The sequence below is a fragment of the Pedobacter nototheniae genome, from assembly GCF_032678625.1.
GTDB classification, from domain to species: Bacteria; Bacteroidota; Bacteroidia; order Sphingobacteriales; family Sphingobacteriaceae; genus Pedobacter; species Pedobacter nototheniae_A.
Map to the genome: position 1 here is coordinate 402,987 of NZ_JAVTSO010000003.1, position 16,619 is coordinate 419,605.

Genomic DNA, 16,619 nt, shown 5'->3' on the forward strand with positions numbered 1-16,619 from the left:
AACCAAAAAAGCCTCTCATTTCTGAAAGGCTTTGGAAGTGGTGCCACCTGGATTCGAACCAGGGACACAAGGATTTTCAGTCCTTTGCTCTACCGACTGAGCTATGGCACCATCCGTTTGGGATTGCAAATGTAGTGTTCTTTTTTAAAATGCAAAATTTTTTATTCAAAAAAACCGCCAATAAAGCATCCCAATACTGATTATCAATTAATTAATTTTTCAATCACAATTGAAATGTACTTTTTTCTTACTTAGAATCAGTACAAACTAATAATTTTAAGGATTTTTTTATGCATGCATAGCAATTTATTTAAATTAAATATCCTAATTTAGCGTTTAAACAATCATTATAATTGTATGGTGGCTCAAATTCTATTTCTTATACTTACACTTGCTGCAGTTGCGTTGTTTACGGTTAATTTCCGTAAAATCATTCGCAATATCCGCTTAGGCAAATCGCTTAACCGGAATGATCAGCCACAGAAAAGGCTTATGACAATGATCAGAGTTGCATTTGGCCAGTCGAAAATGGTGGTTCGTCCTATCCCTGCTTTCCTCCATTTTTTTGTATATGTAGGTTTCGTTATCATCAATATCGAAGTACTTGAAATTATGATTGATGGTTTATCTGGTACACACAGGATTTTCCATGGTTTAGGTGGCATATATAATTTTTTGATTGGTGCTTTTGAACTATTGGCTTTAAGTGTTTGGCTATCGTGTGCCATTTTTTTAATCCGGAGAAATGTTTTAAAACTTAAACGCTTTAGAGGGGTAGAAATGACAAGCTGGCCTAAATCTGATGCAAACTATATTCTAATTACTGAAATATTATTAATGTCGGCATTTTTATTAATGAATGCCGCCGATGCAAAACTTCAGGCTTTGGGCATAGGCCATTATGTTAATGCAGGTTCTTTTCCGGTAAGTCAGTTTTTACAAAATTTATTACCCAGCTCAGAAAACGCACTGGTTTACATAGAACGTGGATGCTGGTGGTTTCACATTATTGGTATTTTAGCCTTTTTAAACTACCTGCCTTACTCTAAACACTTCCACATTCTTTTTGCCTTCCCGAATACTTACTTTTCAAACCTGGAGCCCAAAGGAGAGTTTAACAATATGGCATCGGTTACCAATGAGGTTAAAGCCATGCTCGATCCTGCTTTCGTGCCTGAAGAAACAGCGCCTGGTAAATTTGGAGCAAAAGATGTGACCGATTTAAGCTGGGTAAACCTGATGAATGCCTACACCTGTACCGAGTGTGGCCGTTGTACTTCAGTTTGTCCGGCCAATATTACCGGAAAATTATTGTCGCCAAGAAAAATTATGATGGATACCCGCGACAGGGTTACCGAAGTAGGTAAGAATATCGACAAACATGGAGCTGAACATCAGGATGGAAAATCGTTATTAGATGATTACATCAGCAGAGAAGAAATTTGGGCATGTACCAGTTGCAACGCCTGTGTACAGGCTTGCCCTGTTAATATTGATCCTTTACAAATTATAATGGAATTGCGCCGTTATGCCGTTATGGAAGAATCGCAGGCGCCAGGAAGTATTAATGCCATGCTGGGTAACATAGAAAATAACCAGGCGCCATGGAAATATTCGCCTGCTGATCGCTTTAACTGGGCAGAAGGAAACTAAAAATTAATTTTGTGAAAATTCAAAAACTTTATTTCCTTTCCCTATTGATGGTGTTTTTCAGCTTAACTAAGGCAGAGGCACAAACAATAAAAGAAACTTCACAAAAAAAGAAATTAGAAGAGTACAGACAAAGGTTCTGGGATAACATTCCTGCTCCGACCGGATGGATTAATGATTACGAAAAAGATTTTAATCAGCAGCAAATTACCACGTTAAATAAGTTGATTACCCAATTTAAAAATGAAACCAGCATTCAAATTGCCATTGTTACCATTGATACTACAATGACTGACAAAGAAAAATTTAACAACCTGGTTTTAAGAATTGCAAAAAAATGGGCCGTTGGAGAAAAAGGGAAAGATAATGGAATTGTAATTGGTTTCTCGCGCTTACACCGATTGATTAGGATTAGCAACGGCTACGGAATTGAAAAATTAATTTCAGATAAAGAAACTAAAGGAATAATAGACCAGTACATCATCCCCAATTTTAAAAAGGATGATTATTACACTGGTACCTTTAAGGGCTTAACGGAATTGATGAAACTTTTAAAAACGAAAATTAAAGATTAAAAAACGTTCATACTCTGCAAAGGGTTTGTATAAAATATAAATACAATGGAATTTAAAGTACCTACAATGGCCGAATTGATGGCCGCAGGTGAAGAGCCGGAAATATTATTTTGGGTTGGCTGTGCTGGAAGTTACGATGAAAGGGCACAAAAGATTACCCGCGACATTTGTAAAATATTACATCATGTGGGTATAAAATACGCAGTTTTAGGTACCGAAGAAAGTTGTACGGGCGACCCGGCTAAACGTGCGGGCAACGAATTTTTATTCCAGATGCAAGCGATGACCAATATTGAGGTTTTGAATGCCTATAATATTAAAAAAATTGTAACAGGCTGTCCGCATTGCTTTAATACCATTAAAAATGAATACCCTGGTCTTGGCGGCACTTACGAAGTTATCCACCATACGCAACTCATCCAGGATTTAATTAATGAGGGCAAGCTAAAAGCAGAGGGTGGTGAAAGTTTTAAAGGCAAAAAAATCACCTATCACGATCCTTGTTATTTAGGTCGCGGCAATGGGATTTATGAAGCACCAAGGAAAGCCCTTGAAGTTTTGGATGCCCAACTGGTAGAAATGAAACGTTGCAAAAGCAATGGTTTGTGCTGTGGTGCCGGAGGTGCGCAAATGTTTAAAGAACCTGAAAAAGGCAATAAAGATATAAATGTAGAAAGGATAGACGAAGCTTTAGAAACCAATCCTGAGGTTATTGCGGCAGGTTGTCCGTTTTGTATGACCATGCTTAGTGATGGCATTAAATTGAAAGATAAAGAGCAGGAAGTAAAAGTATTGGATATTGCAGAAATTACCGCAAGAGCAAACGGGTTATAGGGCTAAGGCTTTATAATTTGTGTTTCTGGCGCCAGCTTTACCAATGTTTCCCTGATCTGGTTAAGGTCTTCGGCTTCGATATTTTTAATGGGGATAGTTACACAAGTCCCCATAGAATCTACATCGCCACCTTTATCATTGTACGTTTGCACAATTACATCATCATTTTTGGTATGCAGGTAAAGCTTACCCGATGTTGTTGATCCAATGTAATCCATAGCTTTAAATTTAGCCAGTTTAAAGGCAAAATATTCTATCTTGCCGTTATTAAAATAACGCTTATAACGGCAAAAACCATTGTTGGTAACATTAAGTTCGTACTTTTTAATTTGATTGCTTTCCTGGTTAAAATCATAGTGATCGGTAAAGCTTTTTTGGAGGTAATTAACATATTCATCTATAGAATCGAAGGAAACAAAAGCACATAAAAACAGGCTGAAAGCCAAAATAAAAGGCAATTTCAAGCTTAATGTAAACTTTTTCATAAGGATGAAGTTTTAGATAGAACCAAATTAATTAAAATATTAAATTTGTAATATGAGTTTTTCTCCACAATCAAGAGTTTGGATCTACCAAAGCGACAGAAAATTTAGCACAGCTGAAGAAACCGAGATTCTTCAAAGCCTATCTGCATTTACCAACCAATGGAAAGCACATGGCAACGAGTTAATGGCTAAAGCAGAAATTCGCTATGGCTTTTTTATTATTTTAACTGTTGATGAAAACCAGGCAAACGTAACCGGCTGTTCTATCGATAGCTCTGTTCGTTTAATCAAGGAAATAGAACAGACATACCATGTAGATTTGTTTAACCGGTTTAACATAGCCTATAAAGTTAACGATGAAGTTAAAGTACAGGGTAAAGAAGATTTTGAAACACTTGTAAACATTAAACAGGTAACCCCTGAAACAATTGTTTTCAATAACATGGTTCAAAACCTTACTGAGCTGGAAAATAAATGGGAAGTTCCTTTTAAAAACAGCTGGCATTCTACTGTCTTTGCCCATTTGCTATAAATTAACTTTGGGCTAATCACCAAAATAAAAAGCAATTGGTTGTTGGAAAATTGTTTTAACACTTCCATTCTTACTTTTTGCGGGAATCCATTTTGGTGATTTTTGTATTACTTTTAAAGCTTCGTTGGCAACGGCCGGGCTTACTTTGTTTTTATTGACAATTTCAAAATCGCAGAGGCTTCCATCCTCACATACCATAAACTTAACAATTGCCATTTGCCGCATTCCATATTTTGCAAAACTAAGGCTGTCCTGTGCTTCAGCTGCCCGCGAAGCATCAAGGTTTTTTCTTAGAAAATTTCCCCAGGCCTGCAAACCACCTTCAAATTCAGATTGCTGATCAACAGTGCTGCTTACTAAAGGCTTTTTAGCGGCAGCAGATTCAGCCTTTTGTGCTTTTAATAAAAAAGGACAAAATAGCAAAAGTAAAAGCGTGTATTTCATAATACAAATATAAAACAATTCATTTCCACTGTTTTACCACTATTAAAAGAAAAAAATAAATCGACTATTTCAAAAACAATTATGCCATTAAATGTATTATATTGTTCAATCAAACAAATTGTATGGCCCGGTGGTTAAAAATTTCACTTAAAATTATTGCGGTTTTTGCTGCCCTTATTATTCTAATTTGGGTAGCTGGATCATTTTACATTAATCAAAATAAAAAACAGGTACTCAACACCATACTGGAGCAGCTGAACAAAAACCTTAATGGTAAAATTACTGCCGGCAGTATGGAGCCAACACTATTAAAAGGTTTTCCAGGAGTTTCTGTTTCTTTAAACCAAGTAGTTCTACGAGATAGCTTATGGACAAAACATAAACACGATCTTTTAAATGCCCAGGATATTGATGTTTCATTAAATGTTTTCTCACTTATCGCCGGCGATGTAAAAATCAATCGAATTTCCATCAATAATGCGGCTATTTATGTATATACGGATTCGGCCGGCTATAGCAATACAAGCATATTTAAAAGTAAAGAAACAGATAAAAAGAAACCCGCCTCTAAATCAGCACCATTAGAAATCAGCAAGATTGATTTTAATAAGGTTAGTCTTATTTTAGACAATCAAAAACGTTTTAAACTCTTTAATTTCGACATCGATCAGATTCAGGGCAGAATTGAATATCCGGATAGTGGCTGGACGGGGAAAATTAAGCTAAAAACCTTTGTAAAAAGCTTTGCTTTTAACACTAAAAAAGGAAGTTTCTTAAAAGATAAAACATTAGAAGGCACACTTTCGGCACATTATAGTAAAGCAGAAGATGCCGTAATTATTAATCCTGAAATATTAAATATTGGTGGTGCGCCTTTTAAAATTGGTGCTAAAATAGATTTAGGCAAATCGGCCTTTGCCATTAGTATTGCAGTTGATAAAATTCTTTTTAAAGATGTAGCCCTCCTCTTAGCGCCAAATATATCCTCTAAATTGTTAAAATTTGGAATAGAAAAACCCGTTGATATTCGTGGTCATATTATTGATGATGGCAGTGGAAAATACGGAGATCCCTTAATAAGGGTTGGCATGACCGTTAGAAATAATGTAGTTTCAATGCTTCCGGCAATCAGGTTAACAGAGTGTAACTTCGATGGCTCTTTTACCAATCAGGATACCTTAGGTGGAATTATTGGCGACGAAAATTCAATTATCAGGTTGTTAAAACTTAATGCTAATTACTTTAATGCCCCCATTAAGATAGATACCTTTTTGGTTACCAATTTATCGAGGCCAATTGCAACAGGCCTTGTAACGTCTAATTTCCCCTTATCCAACCTCAATAATTCTTTAGGTGGCGAAAACTTCGATTTTAAAAATGGAACTGCTGACGTAAAGCTATATTGTAAAGCAGATATTGATAATTTTAATTTCACAAAACCTGTTGTATCGGGTAAAGTACGCGTTATTGATGCAGATATTATGTATCTGCCTCGTAAACTACACCTCGTTAAAAGTGCCCTCGATATTAATTTTACGCAAAATAATTTGTCCATCCAGAATGGGCATTTCCAACTTGGAAAAAGCATTTTAAATTTAAATTGCACGATAGATAATTTCCTGAATTTATATTACACCGCTCCTGATAAAATCCTGGTAAACCTGAAGATGAGCAGTCCGCAACTTTACCTGAATGAATTTTTACCTTTTTTAGGCCCACGTGAACGGAAGAGTAAGTCTAAATCAAAAAGTTCGATAAAGGAAACCACTGCACAATTAAGTAACGTGCTGGAAGTTTCGAAAATGAATATTTTATTAAATGTGGACAGGGCGATTTACCAGAAGTTTGTAGCCAAAAACCTCAATGCAGATATTTCATTGCGTAGCGAAGGAATTTTCTTTAATAAGATAAATGTAAGCAATGCCGGAGGTACCTTAACGCTAAACGGAAATGTTAAGCAGGAAGGAAATTCGAACCGATTTACACTTAACTCTAAAATCAGCAATGTAAGCGTTAAAGACTTCTTTTATTCGTTTGACAATTTTGGACAGAACACCATTACAAATAAAAACCTGAATGGCTACCTTTCTTCGCTGGTTAATATATCAGGAAGGATTTCCAATACAGGCACCATCCTACCCAGATCAATGGATGGCAAGGTAATTTTTAATTTAAGAAATGCTGCATTGGTTAATTTCGGTCCTATTGCCGATGTAGGTAAATTTGCTTTCCCAAGAAGAAACTTATCTAATATTCAGATACCAAAATTAGACGGCACTTTAACCGTAAAAGGTGATAAGGTGATTATTAGCCCGATGCTGGTTAATTCTTCGGCTTTAAATTTTAACGTTAAAGGCATTTATAGTTTAAGCACAGGCACAAATATTGCCATGGATATTCCTTTAAGAAATCCAAAAGGTGATGAAAATTTAGATAACCAGCAGAAAAAGGATGCCCGGATGAAAGGTATTGTACTCCACCTTAAAGCCGTTGATGATGAGAAAGGTGGTGTAAAGATCAGATGGAATAAGGATCACGATTAGGAGAAGTTATTAAGTTTTTCAAGATTAAATAAATAACGATTCAATCTTGAAAAACCCACAAGTTCGATTAACGTGCAAACATTAAAAGTCAAGTGGGCCCAACCTTCTCATGTTTCTTAAAATCAAATACTGACGATGTCTGATATAGGGCGTTGCGTTTTTTGGAGTCCAGCGAAGCGGATTAGGAAAGCACGCCGCAATTAAAGCCGCCTGATTTTTAGAGAGGCTGGTACAGGATTTTCCATAATATTCCTGTGCTGCAGCTTCGGCACCATAAATACCATCGCCCATTTCAATTACATTTAAATAAACTTCTAAAATGCGTTCTTTACTCCAGAACAATTCTATCAATAGGGTAAAATAGGCTTCAAATGCTTTTCTGATGTAAGACCTCCCCGGCCATAGAAATACATTTTTTGCGGTTTGTTGCGAAATTGTGCTCCCACCCTTAACTTTCTTTCCTTTTGCGTTGCTTGCAAAGGCCTTTTCAATGGCTTTAACGTCAAATCCAATATGCTTTAAAAATAATTGGTCTTCTGCAGATACCGCAGCACGTTTCATATTATCCGAAATATCATCAAATTTGACCCATTTTTTCTCTGTTTTAAAAGGTTTGCCATCCGATTTGCGTTCAATATTACGTAAAACCATCAATAAGGTTATTGGTGGATTTATAAATCGCAATGCAATAACCCACACCACCGAAACCAATAAAAAATAAATAAATACTTTAGAGGCAATATTGGTTATTTTCTTTAATAAAGGACGTTTGGTTTTCGTTTTGGATGATCGCGCTTTAGCCATGGCGCAAAGGTAATAAAATCTTTAATCTCCTGCCAGAGCGGATAAACCTATGTTTTTAGATAGAATGACATTTTTTTAACTAAAAACGATTTTCATTTAAACATATTTGTTTTCTATCCGTTACACTAAAAAGAAATCGATATGAGTATAAAAGTAGCCCTCATTACCGGAGGAAGTAAAGGAATTGGTTTTGGAATTGCAGAATCACTTTTAAAAGAAGGTTATAAAGTTGCCATTACCAGTCGCTCAAAAAAAAGCGCCGATAAAGCTGCAGAGGCTTTAGGAAATTCTGCAGATGTATTGGCTTTGGAAGCTGATGTTAAAGATTATGCATCGCAGCAAAATGCATTAAAAAGCGTTATCGATCAATGGGGCCAACTGGATGTTTTAATTGCCAATGCGGGTGTCGGGCATTTTCAACCAATTGATGAAATGGATATTCAGCTTTGGCAGGAAACTATAGATACCAATTTAACCGGTGTATTTTACAGCATAAGGGCCTGTGTAGAAGAAATAAAAAAATCTAAAGGCCACATATTTACCATCTCCAGTTTGGCAGGAACGAACTTTTTTGCCAATGGATCTGCCTATAATGCCAGCAAATTTGGTTTAACAGGTTTTACCCAATCCGTTATGCTTGATCTTCGTAAGTATGGCGTAAAAGTGAGTACAATTATGCCAGGATCGGTGGCGAGCCATTTTAACGACCATCATCCAAATGCTGCAGATGATGCATGGAAAATCCAACCTGAGGATATGGGACAGCTGATTGCTGATTTACTTAAAATGCCTGCCAGAACGCTTCCAAGCAAGGTAGAGATCAGGCCAACAACACCGAAGTAATACATGCAGGAAAAATTTAGCAAATAAAATAAACCTTTTCCTGCTGTTCAATAACTCATTAACAAAAAAAGGGTTTTGCAAATGCAAAACCCTTTTTTTATGACTCTTAAAAAGAATGCTTATTCAGCTACTACTTCAAAAGGAACCTGAACTTTTACTTCTTTGTGTAAGTTTAAGTTAGCTACATATTCGCCAACAAATTTAGGTTCAGTTTCGAAAGTAATACGACGACGGTCAACATCAAAGCCTTGAGCTTTTAATGCTTCAGCAACCTGGATGGTATTAACCGCTCCGAAGATTTTACCGCTTTCGCCAGCTTTAGCACCGATTGATAATTTAACGTTAGTTAAACGCTCAGCGATACCTTCAGCATCTTTCTTAATTTTATCTTGTTTAAATGCTGCTTGCTTTAAGTTTTCTGCTAATACTTTTTTAGCAGAAGAAGTAGCCAAAGTAGCAAATCCTTGCGGAATTAGATAGTTACGGCCATAACCAGCCTTTACTGTAACGATATCATCTTTCTCGCCTAATGATTTAATATCTTGTTTTAAAATAATTTCCATATCAAATCCTCCTATTTTAATTGGTCAGCAACGAAAGGTAACAAACCGATGTGACGGGCACGTTTAACAGCCTGTGACACTTTACGTTGAAATTTTAACGATGTACCAGTTAAACGGCGTGGTAATAATTTACCTTGATCGTTAATAAATTTTAACAAAAAGTTTGCGTCTTTGTAATCGATATATTTAATACCATTTTTCTTAAAACGGCAATATTTTTTACGGTTATCCTCTACTTTAGGGGCAGTAACGTATTGTATTTGTTCTCTTGCCATTACGCTGCAACCTCCTTAGTTTTTTTGTTAAAAGCACCACTACGCTTTTTCTCATTGTAAGCAATAGCGTGTTTGTCTAACCTGATGGTTAAGAAACGTAACACACGCTCATCGCGTTTTAATTCAAGCTCTAATTTGCTAATCAACTCTCCTGAAGCTTTGTATTCAGTTAAGTTGAAGAATCCGTTTGTTTTTTTGTCAATCGGATACGCTAATTTTCTCAAACCCCAATTATCTTCTTGGATAATTTCGGCTCCGCTACCAGTAATGATGTTTTTGAATTTAGCTAATGCTTCTTTCGCAGCTTCATCTGATAACAACGGGGTTAGAACGATAACAGTTTCGTACTGATTCATTGTTATTTAATTAATTTTTTTGTTTATTTCCGATATAATTCGGGCTGCAAATGTAGCAATATATTTCTTAAAATCAAATGATTAATCAAGAAAAACATGAATTAACAAAACCTGCAAAGCAAAAAAGCCGGCATTATACGCCTGCTTTTCTTATAACTAAAGGATACAAGCCGGAAAATTATTTTTCCTAATCGAGTCTGGTCAACATTAAACTCTATTTGTTTTGCATTAGTATTAAAAAATGTGGCTCTATAAAAAGTTTTTGCCTTTTTGAGTTGTAATATAGAGGCCCGATCCTCCGGATATGAAGCTGAATTTAAACTCAATAACGAATAGCCTTAGTATTGTTTAACTTTTATCCTGTAATTGCCTTTATAATATTCTTTCATTTTGATTACCTCTTTAGATTTCTCGGTTAGCCAAAAAGTAGCATAGCTTTCTTTATTATAATCAATTTTAAGCAGCCAGCACTTTACCTTTGTATCGTTGTTCAAAGTTAAATCTTCTTTTCCTGTTACTTCATATCTATGATAGGTAGCTACTTTTTCGTTCGGATCAAAAAAGGATATATCAAACTTCTGCCCTATTTTCTTAATGGGCAATAAAGGATAGGTTTCCAAATCAAGCTCCCAGCTTATAATCGGTATATCTAATTTTACTTTACCTTTTTTTATGGCTTCATTGTTATTTACAGAGTCAGATGGAATCATAAAGCCATCCCTGTAATCGTAGGCAAAAACCCCTCTCTTTTTATAATCTGCTTTATGATAAATGGGTGCCAAAGTTTTATGGTCGCAAATATTCAGGATGTTTGCCATTACAGTATCTGCATGAATCCATTTCCAATCGAATGCGACAGCATCAGTTCCGTTAATTTTAGTAAATTTTGTACTTCTTTCCCATAAATCGCCAATGGTTCTTTTCTTTTCGAGCGAATCTGTAAAATACACGAGATAGGCATTTTTACCTTCTTTAAGGTTTTCTATTTTTAACTTGTTGTTACCCGCATTAACGGTATCTATTTGTGCTTTCGCATAAATCCCAAAAGAACAGAGCGCTATTGTAAGCAGAATAAAATTTTTCATCTTTGTTTAAAGTTAAATTTAGGTTTATAATTACGCTTAAAATAAGTTAGTTACCGTTTAGATCAGGACTTCCGTTAAATGTTACGGCATAGCGCCCCATGCATCTTAGATTTAATTTTTCCACAATCAAACAATTCTGTAACCTAACATCTAACAAAAATTCCTATTTTCGTGGCGATGGAAAATTTTATTGTTTCTGCCCGCAAATACCGTCCAGCCACGTTTGAAACCGTAGTTGGCCAGCAGCATATTACGGGTACGCTTAAAAATGCCATCAAAAACAATCAACTCGCACAAGCCTTTTTGTTTTGCGGGCCACGTGGAGTTGGTAAAACCACCTGCGCACGTATTCTTGCCAAAACCATTAACTGTACTAATCCTACAGCCGATATGGAAGCTTGCGGTACTTGCGACAATTGCCAGTCTTTTCAAAACGGGCATTCTTTTAATGTACACGAATTGGATGCGGCATCAAACAACTCTGTTGATGATATCCGCAGTTTGATTGAGCAGGTGAGAATACCGCCACAAGCCGGAAAATATAAAATCTATATTATTGATGAGGTGCACATGCTTTCGCAAAGTGCATTTAATGCTTTCCTTAAAACATTAGAAGAACCACCTTCGTATGCCATATTTATCTTAGCTACAACGGAGAAACATAAAATTTTGCCAACCATTTTATCGCGTTGTCAGATTTTTGATTTCAACAGAATACAGGTTGAAGATATTGCCAGTCATCTGGCTACTATTGCACAACGCGAAAATATTGCATTTGAATCAGACGGTTTACATATAATTGCCCAAAAGGCAGATGGTGGCTTGCGCGATGCCCTTTCAATGTTTGATCAGATTGCCAGTTATGCCAATAAAAACATTACCTATCGTGCGGTAATTGATAACCTGAATATTTTAGATTACGATTACTTTTTCAAACTTACCCAATATTTAACCGCAGCCCAGGTTAGCGAAACCTTGCTTTTGTTTGATGAAATATTAAACAATGGCTTTGATGGCAATAATTTCATCAATGGCTTATCAAGCCATTTCCGTAATCTGCTTGTAGGTAAAGATGCCGCAACCATTAAATTATTAGAGGTTAGCGAAAACATTAAGCAAAAGTATTTAGAGCAATGCAGGCAAACAGAACTTTCTTTTCTGTTAACTGCTTTAAACCTGGCCAATACTTGCGATTTAAATTATAAAAACAGCAAAAACCAACGGTTACAGGTGGAGCTGGCACTCATTAAGATGTGTCATATCCGATCCGTAGTGCAGCTCGCACAACAACCTCTAAGCCCGGCCTCAAATACAGCAACTGACCAAGATCAGGATAAAAAAAAAACTAATTTAGTCGGCGTAAATAACGAAGACCATAAAATTGAAAATACTACGTCGGTAGCGCAAAACGCGTCTAATCCTGTAGTTTCACCACAATCAAATGCTTTAAGTGAAACTAAAACCGAGCTTCCTAAACCTATTCAGGTTGAGAAACAAGCCGAAGCGCCAAGGCCAGCTTTAGCCTCATCTGCTACAACAATTAAGATTAATATTCCAAAAACCAATGCAGGAAGCATCTTAATTCCTTCTTTAAACGACCTGGATCGTGTATCAAGCAGTGATGAAGCCAAAGGACCACAAACTGTAACCGGAGAAGCACGTGAAGATTTTACGTACGAAAGGCTATTGGAAGTTTGGAGTAATTATGCAGAGAAGCTAAAGAGAGAAAATAAAATCAACCTCTATACCATTTTAAACAACTTTGCCCCAGCCTTAAAAGGAAAAGAACATATTGTAATTTCGGTAGAAGGTAAAGCCCAGGAAGATTTTGTGCAGGGAGAATCGGTAGAATTAATGAACTATCTCCGTAATAACCTGAAAAATTTTGGTGTCGAAATTTCTTATAAGCATGCTGAACGGGCGCATGAGAAAAGATTATACACCTCAAAAGAACGTTATGATTACCTGGTTAATAAAAATCCTAAACTGGAAGATCTGCGCAGAAAATTCGGTTTGGATCTTATTCCTTAAGTAATCCCTTATAAAGTAATCCAAACTTCACTCCTTATAATTTCATCATGGAGAGAAATACCGACGAAGCAACCTAATTGATACGGAAAAATACTACAATCAATTTACCTGTCTTTGCGCTGATGCTCCTTTTTCGTCATTGCGAGGAGGGACGACGAAGCAATCTGATTGATTTACATAAGAAACTAAAGCATAAGAAAACCATGCAACTAAGGCTGCATGGTTAATATATTTTATTTCAATGGCCTGTCATTAACTGGATAGCCTTCTTCATCCAAATCATCACGATTATCTTCAGGCGTACGGGCTAAAATTTCATCTTCAGCACTTAGCTTAACACTTTCACCGTTATCAACATGCATACCCAATTCTTCTAAATTGTCATTGGCAATGTCATCATTATTAGCATACTCATCGCCCACATACGGATTAGCTTCATCATAAGTAGAGTCGTCATCCTTTGCCCCGGCAGCTACTGTTTCGTAACCCATCGGGTGATCATAATCTTTATCAGTACCTTTTACATCGAGCTCGTAACTTTCTTTAGTCTCATCATAAGATAAGTTTTCGTTATTAATTTCACTACTTTCTGTTGTACTGTGTAATTTATCTTTTGCGGGTTTGTTTTCGTTATTTGCCATAATAATATCTCCTGTTTCGATTATAAAGTTATAACAAACTGTTTTGAATATGGTTTCTATTGTGGTCAAAAATATTTCAGAAGTATATACGAAGTTAACAGCGCTTAAACATTTTGGCTTTACTTCTGTAAAGTTGTAACTTGCTTATAACCCGAACCCTATGAAACAGATTAAAAAAATAACCATAAATAACCAGGAAGTTGATGTTTCCGAAATCATGGAACTTATCCATAAAAATAAAAAATTAGAAGCCATTAAAGCGTTGAAAGCGCAGATAGATATTGGCCTTAAAGACGCAAAAGACCTGGTGGATAACATGTCGTCTGGCAACTATGCAACGAATATTATGAACAACAATGGAGCAACAAATCAACGTGGCCAGCCGTTGAACACCAACCGAAAAGCAGATGCTTCGGATTCTGTATTTATCAAAGAAAGGCCCACAAACATTAAGTTCTACATTGCATTGATAATCATAGCTGCGCTGGTAGGTTACATCCTCTACTACAAAATGTTGATCTAATTGTCAGATCTAATAAATACTTAAAAAACAGAATTCGATTATAAATTCGGAGCATCACCTGAATACCTGCCTGTAGCCCAAAATACCAGCAAAATTATAATCTAACTCAGGTTAGAAAGCAAAAAACCCTGACTGAAATAAATCGGTCAGGGCTTTAATATTTATTTTGCCTTCGCTTATAAACTTGCCAGAGCCGAATTTAAAGTTGCACTCGGACGCATTGCTGCACCTGCCAATTCATCATTAGGGTTGTAATAACCACCGATATTCTGAGGTTTGCCTTGCGATCCGATTAATTCCTCATTAATTTTGGATTCATTTTCTGCTAAAGCTTTTGCCAATGGTGCAAATCTTGCTTTTAAATCTGCATCCTTTGTTTGGGCGGCCAAGGCCTCAGCCCAGTATAAAGCTAAATAAAAGTGTGAACCACGGTTATCGATTGTACCAAGTTTTCTACCTGGAGATTTATCGGTTGCCAGGAATTTGGCATTGGCTTCATCCAGTGCATCAGCTAAAATCTGCGCTTTAGTATTATTTTGCGTTTGTGATAAATGTTCTAAAGAAGCTTGAAGTGCTAAAAACTCACCTAACGAATCCCAACGTAAATAACCTTCTTTTATAAATTGCTCAATGTGTTTTGGAGCCGAACCACCCGCACCGGTTTCAAATAAACCACCACCATTCATTAACGGAACTATAGATAACATTTTAGCCGAAGTACCCAGTTCTAAAATCGGGAATAAATCGGTTAAATAATCACGAAGTACGTTGCCAGTAACCGAAATGGTATCTAAACCTTTACGGATTCTTTCTAAAGTAAATTTAGTGGCTTCTATCGGTGATAAAATGCGGATGTCTAAACCCTTTGTATCATAATCAGGCAAATATTTATTCACTTTTGCAATGATTTCCCTGTCGTGTGCCCTGTTTTCATCCAACCAGAATACTGCCGGTGTATCAGATAAACGAGCTCTGTTTACAGCCAGTTTAACCCAATCCTGAATGGGTGCATCCTTAGTTTGACACATGCGGAAAATATCTCCTTTTTCTACTTTCTGATCAAAGAAAACTTTTCCATCAGCATCCGTTACACGAATAGTTCCATTTCCAGTTGACTGGAAAGTTTTATCGTGCGAACCGTATTCCTCAGCCTTTTGAGCCATTAAACCTACATTAGGAACAGAACCAATAGTCGTTACATCAAAGGCACCATGCGTTTTACAATCATCAATAGTTGCGGTATAAACGCCAGCATAACTGCGATCCGGAATTAAAGCAATTGTATCCTGAGCTTGACCAGCTGCATTCCACATTTGCCCCGAAGTACGGATCATTGCCGGCATAGAAGCATCAACAATTACATCCGAAGGAACATGAAGATTGGTAATTCCTTTATCAGAATTCACCATCGCTAAAGCCGGGCCATTTTCAATCGCTGCTGCAATTGCTGCTTCAACTTCGGCTTGTTTAGGGTTACCTGCAATTTTAGCGTAAACATCACCTAAACCATTTCTGGTATCAACATTTAATGAAGCAAACAGATCGGCATATTTGGCAAAAACATCAGCAAAATAAACTTCTACAATTGCGCCAAAAATAATCGGGTCAGAAACCTTCATCATGGTTGCCTTTAAATGCGCAGACAATAAAACACCTGCAGCTTTCGCTTCAACAATTTCTTTTGCAACAAAAGTTTTCAAAGCCGCTAAACTTAATGCAGAACTGTCAATTACTTCGCCCGCTTTTAAAGGAGATAATCCTTTTAATTCAGTTACAGCACCACTTGCATTTACAAATTCTATTTTAAACTGGCTTGCATCCGTTACGGTTACAGATTTTTCTGAACCATAAAAGTCGCCTTCACTCATACTAACAACTTTAGTTTTAGAATCAGCTGACCATGCACCCATTGAATGAGGATTGGTTTTAGCATAATTCTTAACCGCTTTAGGTGCTCTTCTATCTGAATTACCTTCACGTAAAACAGGATTTACAGCCGAACCTAAAACTTTAGCATATTTAGCTTTAATTGCTTTTTCTTCTTCAGTTTGCGCATTATCAGGATAATTTGGAATTGCAAAACCCTGAGATTGTAATTCGGTAATTGCACCTACCAACTGCGGAATAGATGCTGAAATATTAGGCAATTTTATAATGTTCGCCTCCGGAGTAGTGGCCAATGCGCCTAACTCAGCTAAAGCATCACCAATTTTTTGATCGTCTTTTAAGTATTCAGGGAAGGTTGCTAATATTCTTCCTGCTAAGGAAATATCTCTGGTTTCTACATCAATACCAGCTGAAGCGGTAAAAGCTTGTACAATAGGTAAAAATGAATAAGTGGCCAGCATAGGCGCTTCATCTGTTTTTGTATAGATGATTTTTGATGTGTTTGACATATATTAATTTTTGCTATTAAGTTAATTTATCAATAGGCT

The 16,619-nt window shown here is 36.5% G+C and carries 17 protein-coding genes and 1 tRNA gene; 8 read left to right on the top strand and 10 right to left on the bottom strand.

The window, feature by feature from the left end:
• Positions 1-38 precede the first annotated feature (38 nt).
• A tRNA-Phe gene (locus R2Q77_RS11985) sits at positions 39-111 on the bottom strand.
• A 246-nt stretch (positions 112-357) separates the two neighbouring features.
• On the opposite strand from R2Q77_RS11985, the gene R2Q77_RS11990 reads away from it, so the two are divergent.
• The 3 genes from R2Q77_RS11990 to R2Q77_RS12000 are packed head-to-tail and all read left to right on the top strand — an operon-like array spanning position 358 to position 3,059.
• Positions 358-1,653, top strand: coding sequence for a (Fe-S)-binding protein (locus R2Q77_RS11990; protein WP_316803963.1), 1,296 nt, complete (start codon positions 358-360; stop codon positions 1,651-1,653).
• Positions 1,654-1,664: 11 nt separating this feature from the next.
• Entirely contained in the window at positions 1,665-2,225 is a 561-nt protein-coding gene (locus R2Q77_RS11995; protein ID WP_316803964.1) for a TPM domain-containing protein, read from the top strand.
• 45 nt (positions 2,226-2,270) lie between these two features.
• The gene (locus R2Q77_RS12000; RefSeq protein WP_316803965.1) at positions 2,271-3,059 is read left to right on the top strand and encodes a (Fe-S)-binding protein; all 789 of its coding nucleotides are present in this window, start codon (positions 2,271-2,273) and stop codon (positions 3,057-3,059) included.
• 2 nt (positions 3,060-3,061) lie between these two features.
• Here the strand turns inward: R2Q77_RS12000 and R2Q77_RS12005 are convergent, their stop codons facing one another.
• Positions 3,062-3,544 (bottom strand): hypothetical protein, encoded by a 483-nt coding sequence (locus tag R2Q77_RS12005; protein ID WP_316803966.1) that lies wholly within the window; start codon positions 3,542-3,544, stop codon positions 3,062-3,064.
• Between the two features lie 52 nt (positions 3,545-3,596).
• On the opposite strand from R2Q77_RS12005, the gene R2Q77_RS12010 reads away from it, so the two are divergent.
• Complete coding sequence (locus R2Q77_RS12010; RefSeq protein WP_316803967.1) at positions 3,597-4,076, top strand: ABC transporter ATPase; 480 nt, start codon at positions 3,597-3,599, stop codon at positions 4,074-4,076.
• 12 nt (positions 4,077-4,088) lie between these two features.
• Here the strand turns inward: R2Q77_RS12010 and R2Q77_RS12015 are convergent, their stop codons facing one another.
• Positions 4,089-4,520 carry an energy transducer TonB gene (locus R2Q77_RS12015; protein WP_316803968.1) on the bottom strand — a complete coding sequence of 144 codons (432 nt, stop codon included), beginning with the start codon at positions 4,518-4,520 and terminating at the stop codon, positions 4,089-4,091.
• 122 nt (positions 4,521-4,642) lie between these two features.
• Here R2Q77_RS12015 and R2Q77_RS12020 point away from each other — a divergent pair, with 122 nt between their 5' ends.
• Positions 4,643-7,063: an AsmA family protein gene (locus R2Q77_RS12020; protein ID WP_316803969.1), complete on the top strand. Its 2,421-nt coding sequence runs from the start codon at positions 4,643-4,645 to the stop codon at positions 7,061-7,063.
• 81 nt (positions 7,064-7,144) lie between these two features.
• Here the strand turns inward: R2Q77_RS12020 and mtgA are convergent, their stop codons facing one another.
• Entirely contained in the window at positions 7,145-7,867 is a 723-nt protein-coding gene (gene mtgA, locus R2Q77_RS12025) for a monofunctional biosynthetic peptidoglycan transglycosylase (protein ID WP_316803970.1), read from the bottom strand.
• 141 nt (positions 7,868-8,008) lie between these two features.
• Between mtgA and R2Q77_RS12030 the strand changes: the two genes are divergently transcribed.
• Positions 8,009-8,710: an SDR family oxidoreductase gene (locus R2Q77_RS12030; protein ID WP_316803971.1), complete on the top strand. Its 702-nt coding sequence runs from the start codon at positions 8,009-8,011 to the stop codon at positions 8,708-8,710.
• Between the two features lie 119 nt (positions 8,711-8,829).
• Here the strand turns inward: R2Q77_RS12030 and rplI are convergent, their stop codons facing one another.
• The 4 genes from rplI to R2Q77_RS12050 all read right to left on the bottom strand — a co-directional run bounded on the left by rplI (position 8,830) and on the right by R2Q77_RS12050 (position 10,989).
• A complete protein-coding gene (gene rplI / locus R2Q77_RS12035; RefSeq protein ID WP_316803972.1) occupies positions 8,830-9,273 on the bottom strand; it encodes a 50S ribosomal protein L9 in 444 nt (147 codons plus the stop codon).
• An 11-nt stretch (positions 9,274-9,284) separates the two neighbouring features.
• Entirely contained in the window at positions 9,285-9,548 is a 264-nt protein-coding gene (rpsR, locus tag R2Q77_RS12040; RefSeq protein WP_131535835.1) for a 30S ribosomal protein S18, read from the bottom strand.
• Positions 9,548-9,904 (bottom strand): 30S ribosomal protein S6, encoded by a 357-nt coding sequence (gene rpsF, locus R2Q77_RS12045; protein ID WP_131535836.1) that lies wholly within the window; start codon positions 9,902-9,904, stop codon positions 9,548-9,550. Before rpsF ends, rpsR begins: the two co-directional genes overlap by 1 nt.
• 338 nt (positions 9,905-10,242) lie before the next feature.
• On the bottom strand, positions 10,243-10,989 hold the full coding sequence (locus R2Q77_RS12050; protein WP_316803973.1) for a hypothetical protein: 747 nt from the start codon (positions 10,987-10,989) through the stop codon (positions 10,243-10,245).
• A 177-nt stretch (positions 10,990-11,166) separates the two neighbouring features.
• Between R2Q77_RS12050 and R2Q77_RS12055 the strand changes: the two genes are divergently transcribed.
• Positions 11,167-13,020 carry a DNA polymerase III subunit gamma/tau gene (locus tag R2Q77_RS12055; RefSeq protein WP_316803974.1) on the top strand — a complete coding sequence of 618 codons (1,854 nt, stop codon included), beginning with the start codon at positions 11,167-11,169 and terminating at the stop codon, positions 13,018-13,020.
• A 233-nt stretch (positions 13,021-13,253) separates the two neighbouring features.
• Here R2Q77_RS12055 and R2Q77_RS12060 read toward each other — a convergent pair whose 3' ends face one another.
• A complete protein-coding gene (locus R2Q77_RS12060; RefSeq protein WP_316803975.1) occupies positions 13,254-13,661 on the bottom strand; it encodes a hypothetical protein in 408 nt (135 codons plus the stop codon).
• A gap of 160 nt (positions 13,662-13,821) precedes the next feature.
• On the opposite strand from R2Q77_RS12060, the gene R2Q77_RS12065 reads away from it, so the two are divergent.
• Positions 13,822-14,184, top strand: a complete 363-nt coding sequence (locus R2Q77_RS12065) for a ribosomal protein L7/L12 (RefSeq protein ID WP_316803976.1) — start codon at positions 13,822-13,824, stop codon at positions 14,182-14,184.
• Positions 14,185-14,360: 176 nt separating this feature from the next.
• On the opposite strand, the gene R2Q77_RS12070 is transcribed toward R2Q77_RS12065, so the two are convergent.
• A complete protein-coding gene (locus tag R2Q77_RS12070; RefSeq protein WP_316803977.1) occupies positions 14,361-16,580 on the bottom strand; it encodes an NADP-dependent isocitrate dehydrogenase in 2,220 nt (739 codons plus the stop codon).
• Between the last annotated feature and the right edge of the window lie 39 nt (positions 16,581-16,619).

Excerpts from the sequence above, each read along its gene's own strand:
- R2Q77_RS11990 (WP_316803963.1), top strand. The coding sequence starts at position 358 with ATGGTGGCTCAAATTCTATTTCTTATACTTACACTTGCTGCAGTTGCG.
- R2Q77_RS12000 (WP_316803965.1), top strand. The coding sequence starts at position 2,271 with ATGGAATTTAAAGTACCTACAATGGCCGAATTGATGGCCGCAGGTGAA.
- R2Q77_RS12005 (WP_316803966.1), bottom strand. The coding sequence starts at position 3,544 with ATGAAAAAGTTTACATTAAGCTTGAAATTGCCTTTTATTTTGGCTTTC.
- R2Q77_RS12010 (WP_316803967.1), top strand. The coding sequence starts at position 3,597 with ATGAGTTTTTCTCCACAATCAAGAGTTTGGATCTACCAAAGCGACAGA.
- R2Q77_RS12015 (WP_316803968.1), bottom strand. The coding sequence starts at position 4,520 with ATGAAATACACGCTTTTACTTTTGCTATTTTGTCCTTTTTTATTAAAA.
- R2Q77_RS12020 (WP_316803969.1), top strand. The coding sequence starts at position 4,643 with ATGGCCCGGTGGTTAAAAATTTCACTTAAAATTATTGCGGTTTTTGCT.
- mtgA (WP_316803970.1), bottom strand. The coding sequence starts at position 7,867 with ATGGCTAAAGCGCGATCATCCAAAACGAAAACCAAACGTCCTTTATTA.
- R2Q77_RS12030 (WP_316803971.1), top strand. The coding sequence starts at position 8,009 with ATGAGTATAAAAGTAGCCCTCATTACCGGAGGAAGTAAAGGAATTGGT.
- rplI (WP_316803972.1), bottom strand. The coding sequence starts at position 9,273 with ATGGAAATTATTTTAAAACAAGATATTAAATCATTAGGCGAGAAAGAT.
- rpsR (WP_131535835.1), bottom strand. The coding sequence starts at position 9,548 with ATGGCAAGAGAACAAATACAATACGTTACTGCCCCTAAAGTAGAGGAT.
- rpsF (WP_131535836.1), bottom strand. The coding sequence starts at position 9,904 with ATGAATCAGTACGAAACTGTTATCGTTCTAACCCCGTTGTTATCAGAT.
- R2Q77_RS12050 (WP_316803973.1), bottom strand. The coding sequence starts at position 10,989 with ATGAAAAATTTTATTCTGCTTACAATAGCGCTCTGTTCTTTTGGGATT.
- R2Q77_RS12055 (WP_316803974.1), top strand. The coding sequence starts at position 11,167 with ATGGAAAATTTTATTGTTTCTGCCCGCAAATACCGTCCAGCCACGTTT.
- R2Q77_RS12060 (WP_316803975.1), bottom strand. The coding sequence starts at position 13,661 with ATGGCAAATAACGAAAACAAACCCGCAAAAGATAAATTACACAGTACA.
- R2Q77_RS12065 (WP_316803976.1), top strand. The coding sequence starts at position 13,822 with ATGAAACAGATTAAAAAAATAACCATAAATAACCAGGAAGTTGATGTT.
- R2Q77_RS12070 (WP_316803977.1), bottom strand. The coding sequence starts at position 16,580 with ATGTCAAACACATCAAAAATCATCTATACAAAAACAGATGAAGCGCCT.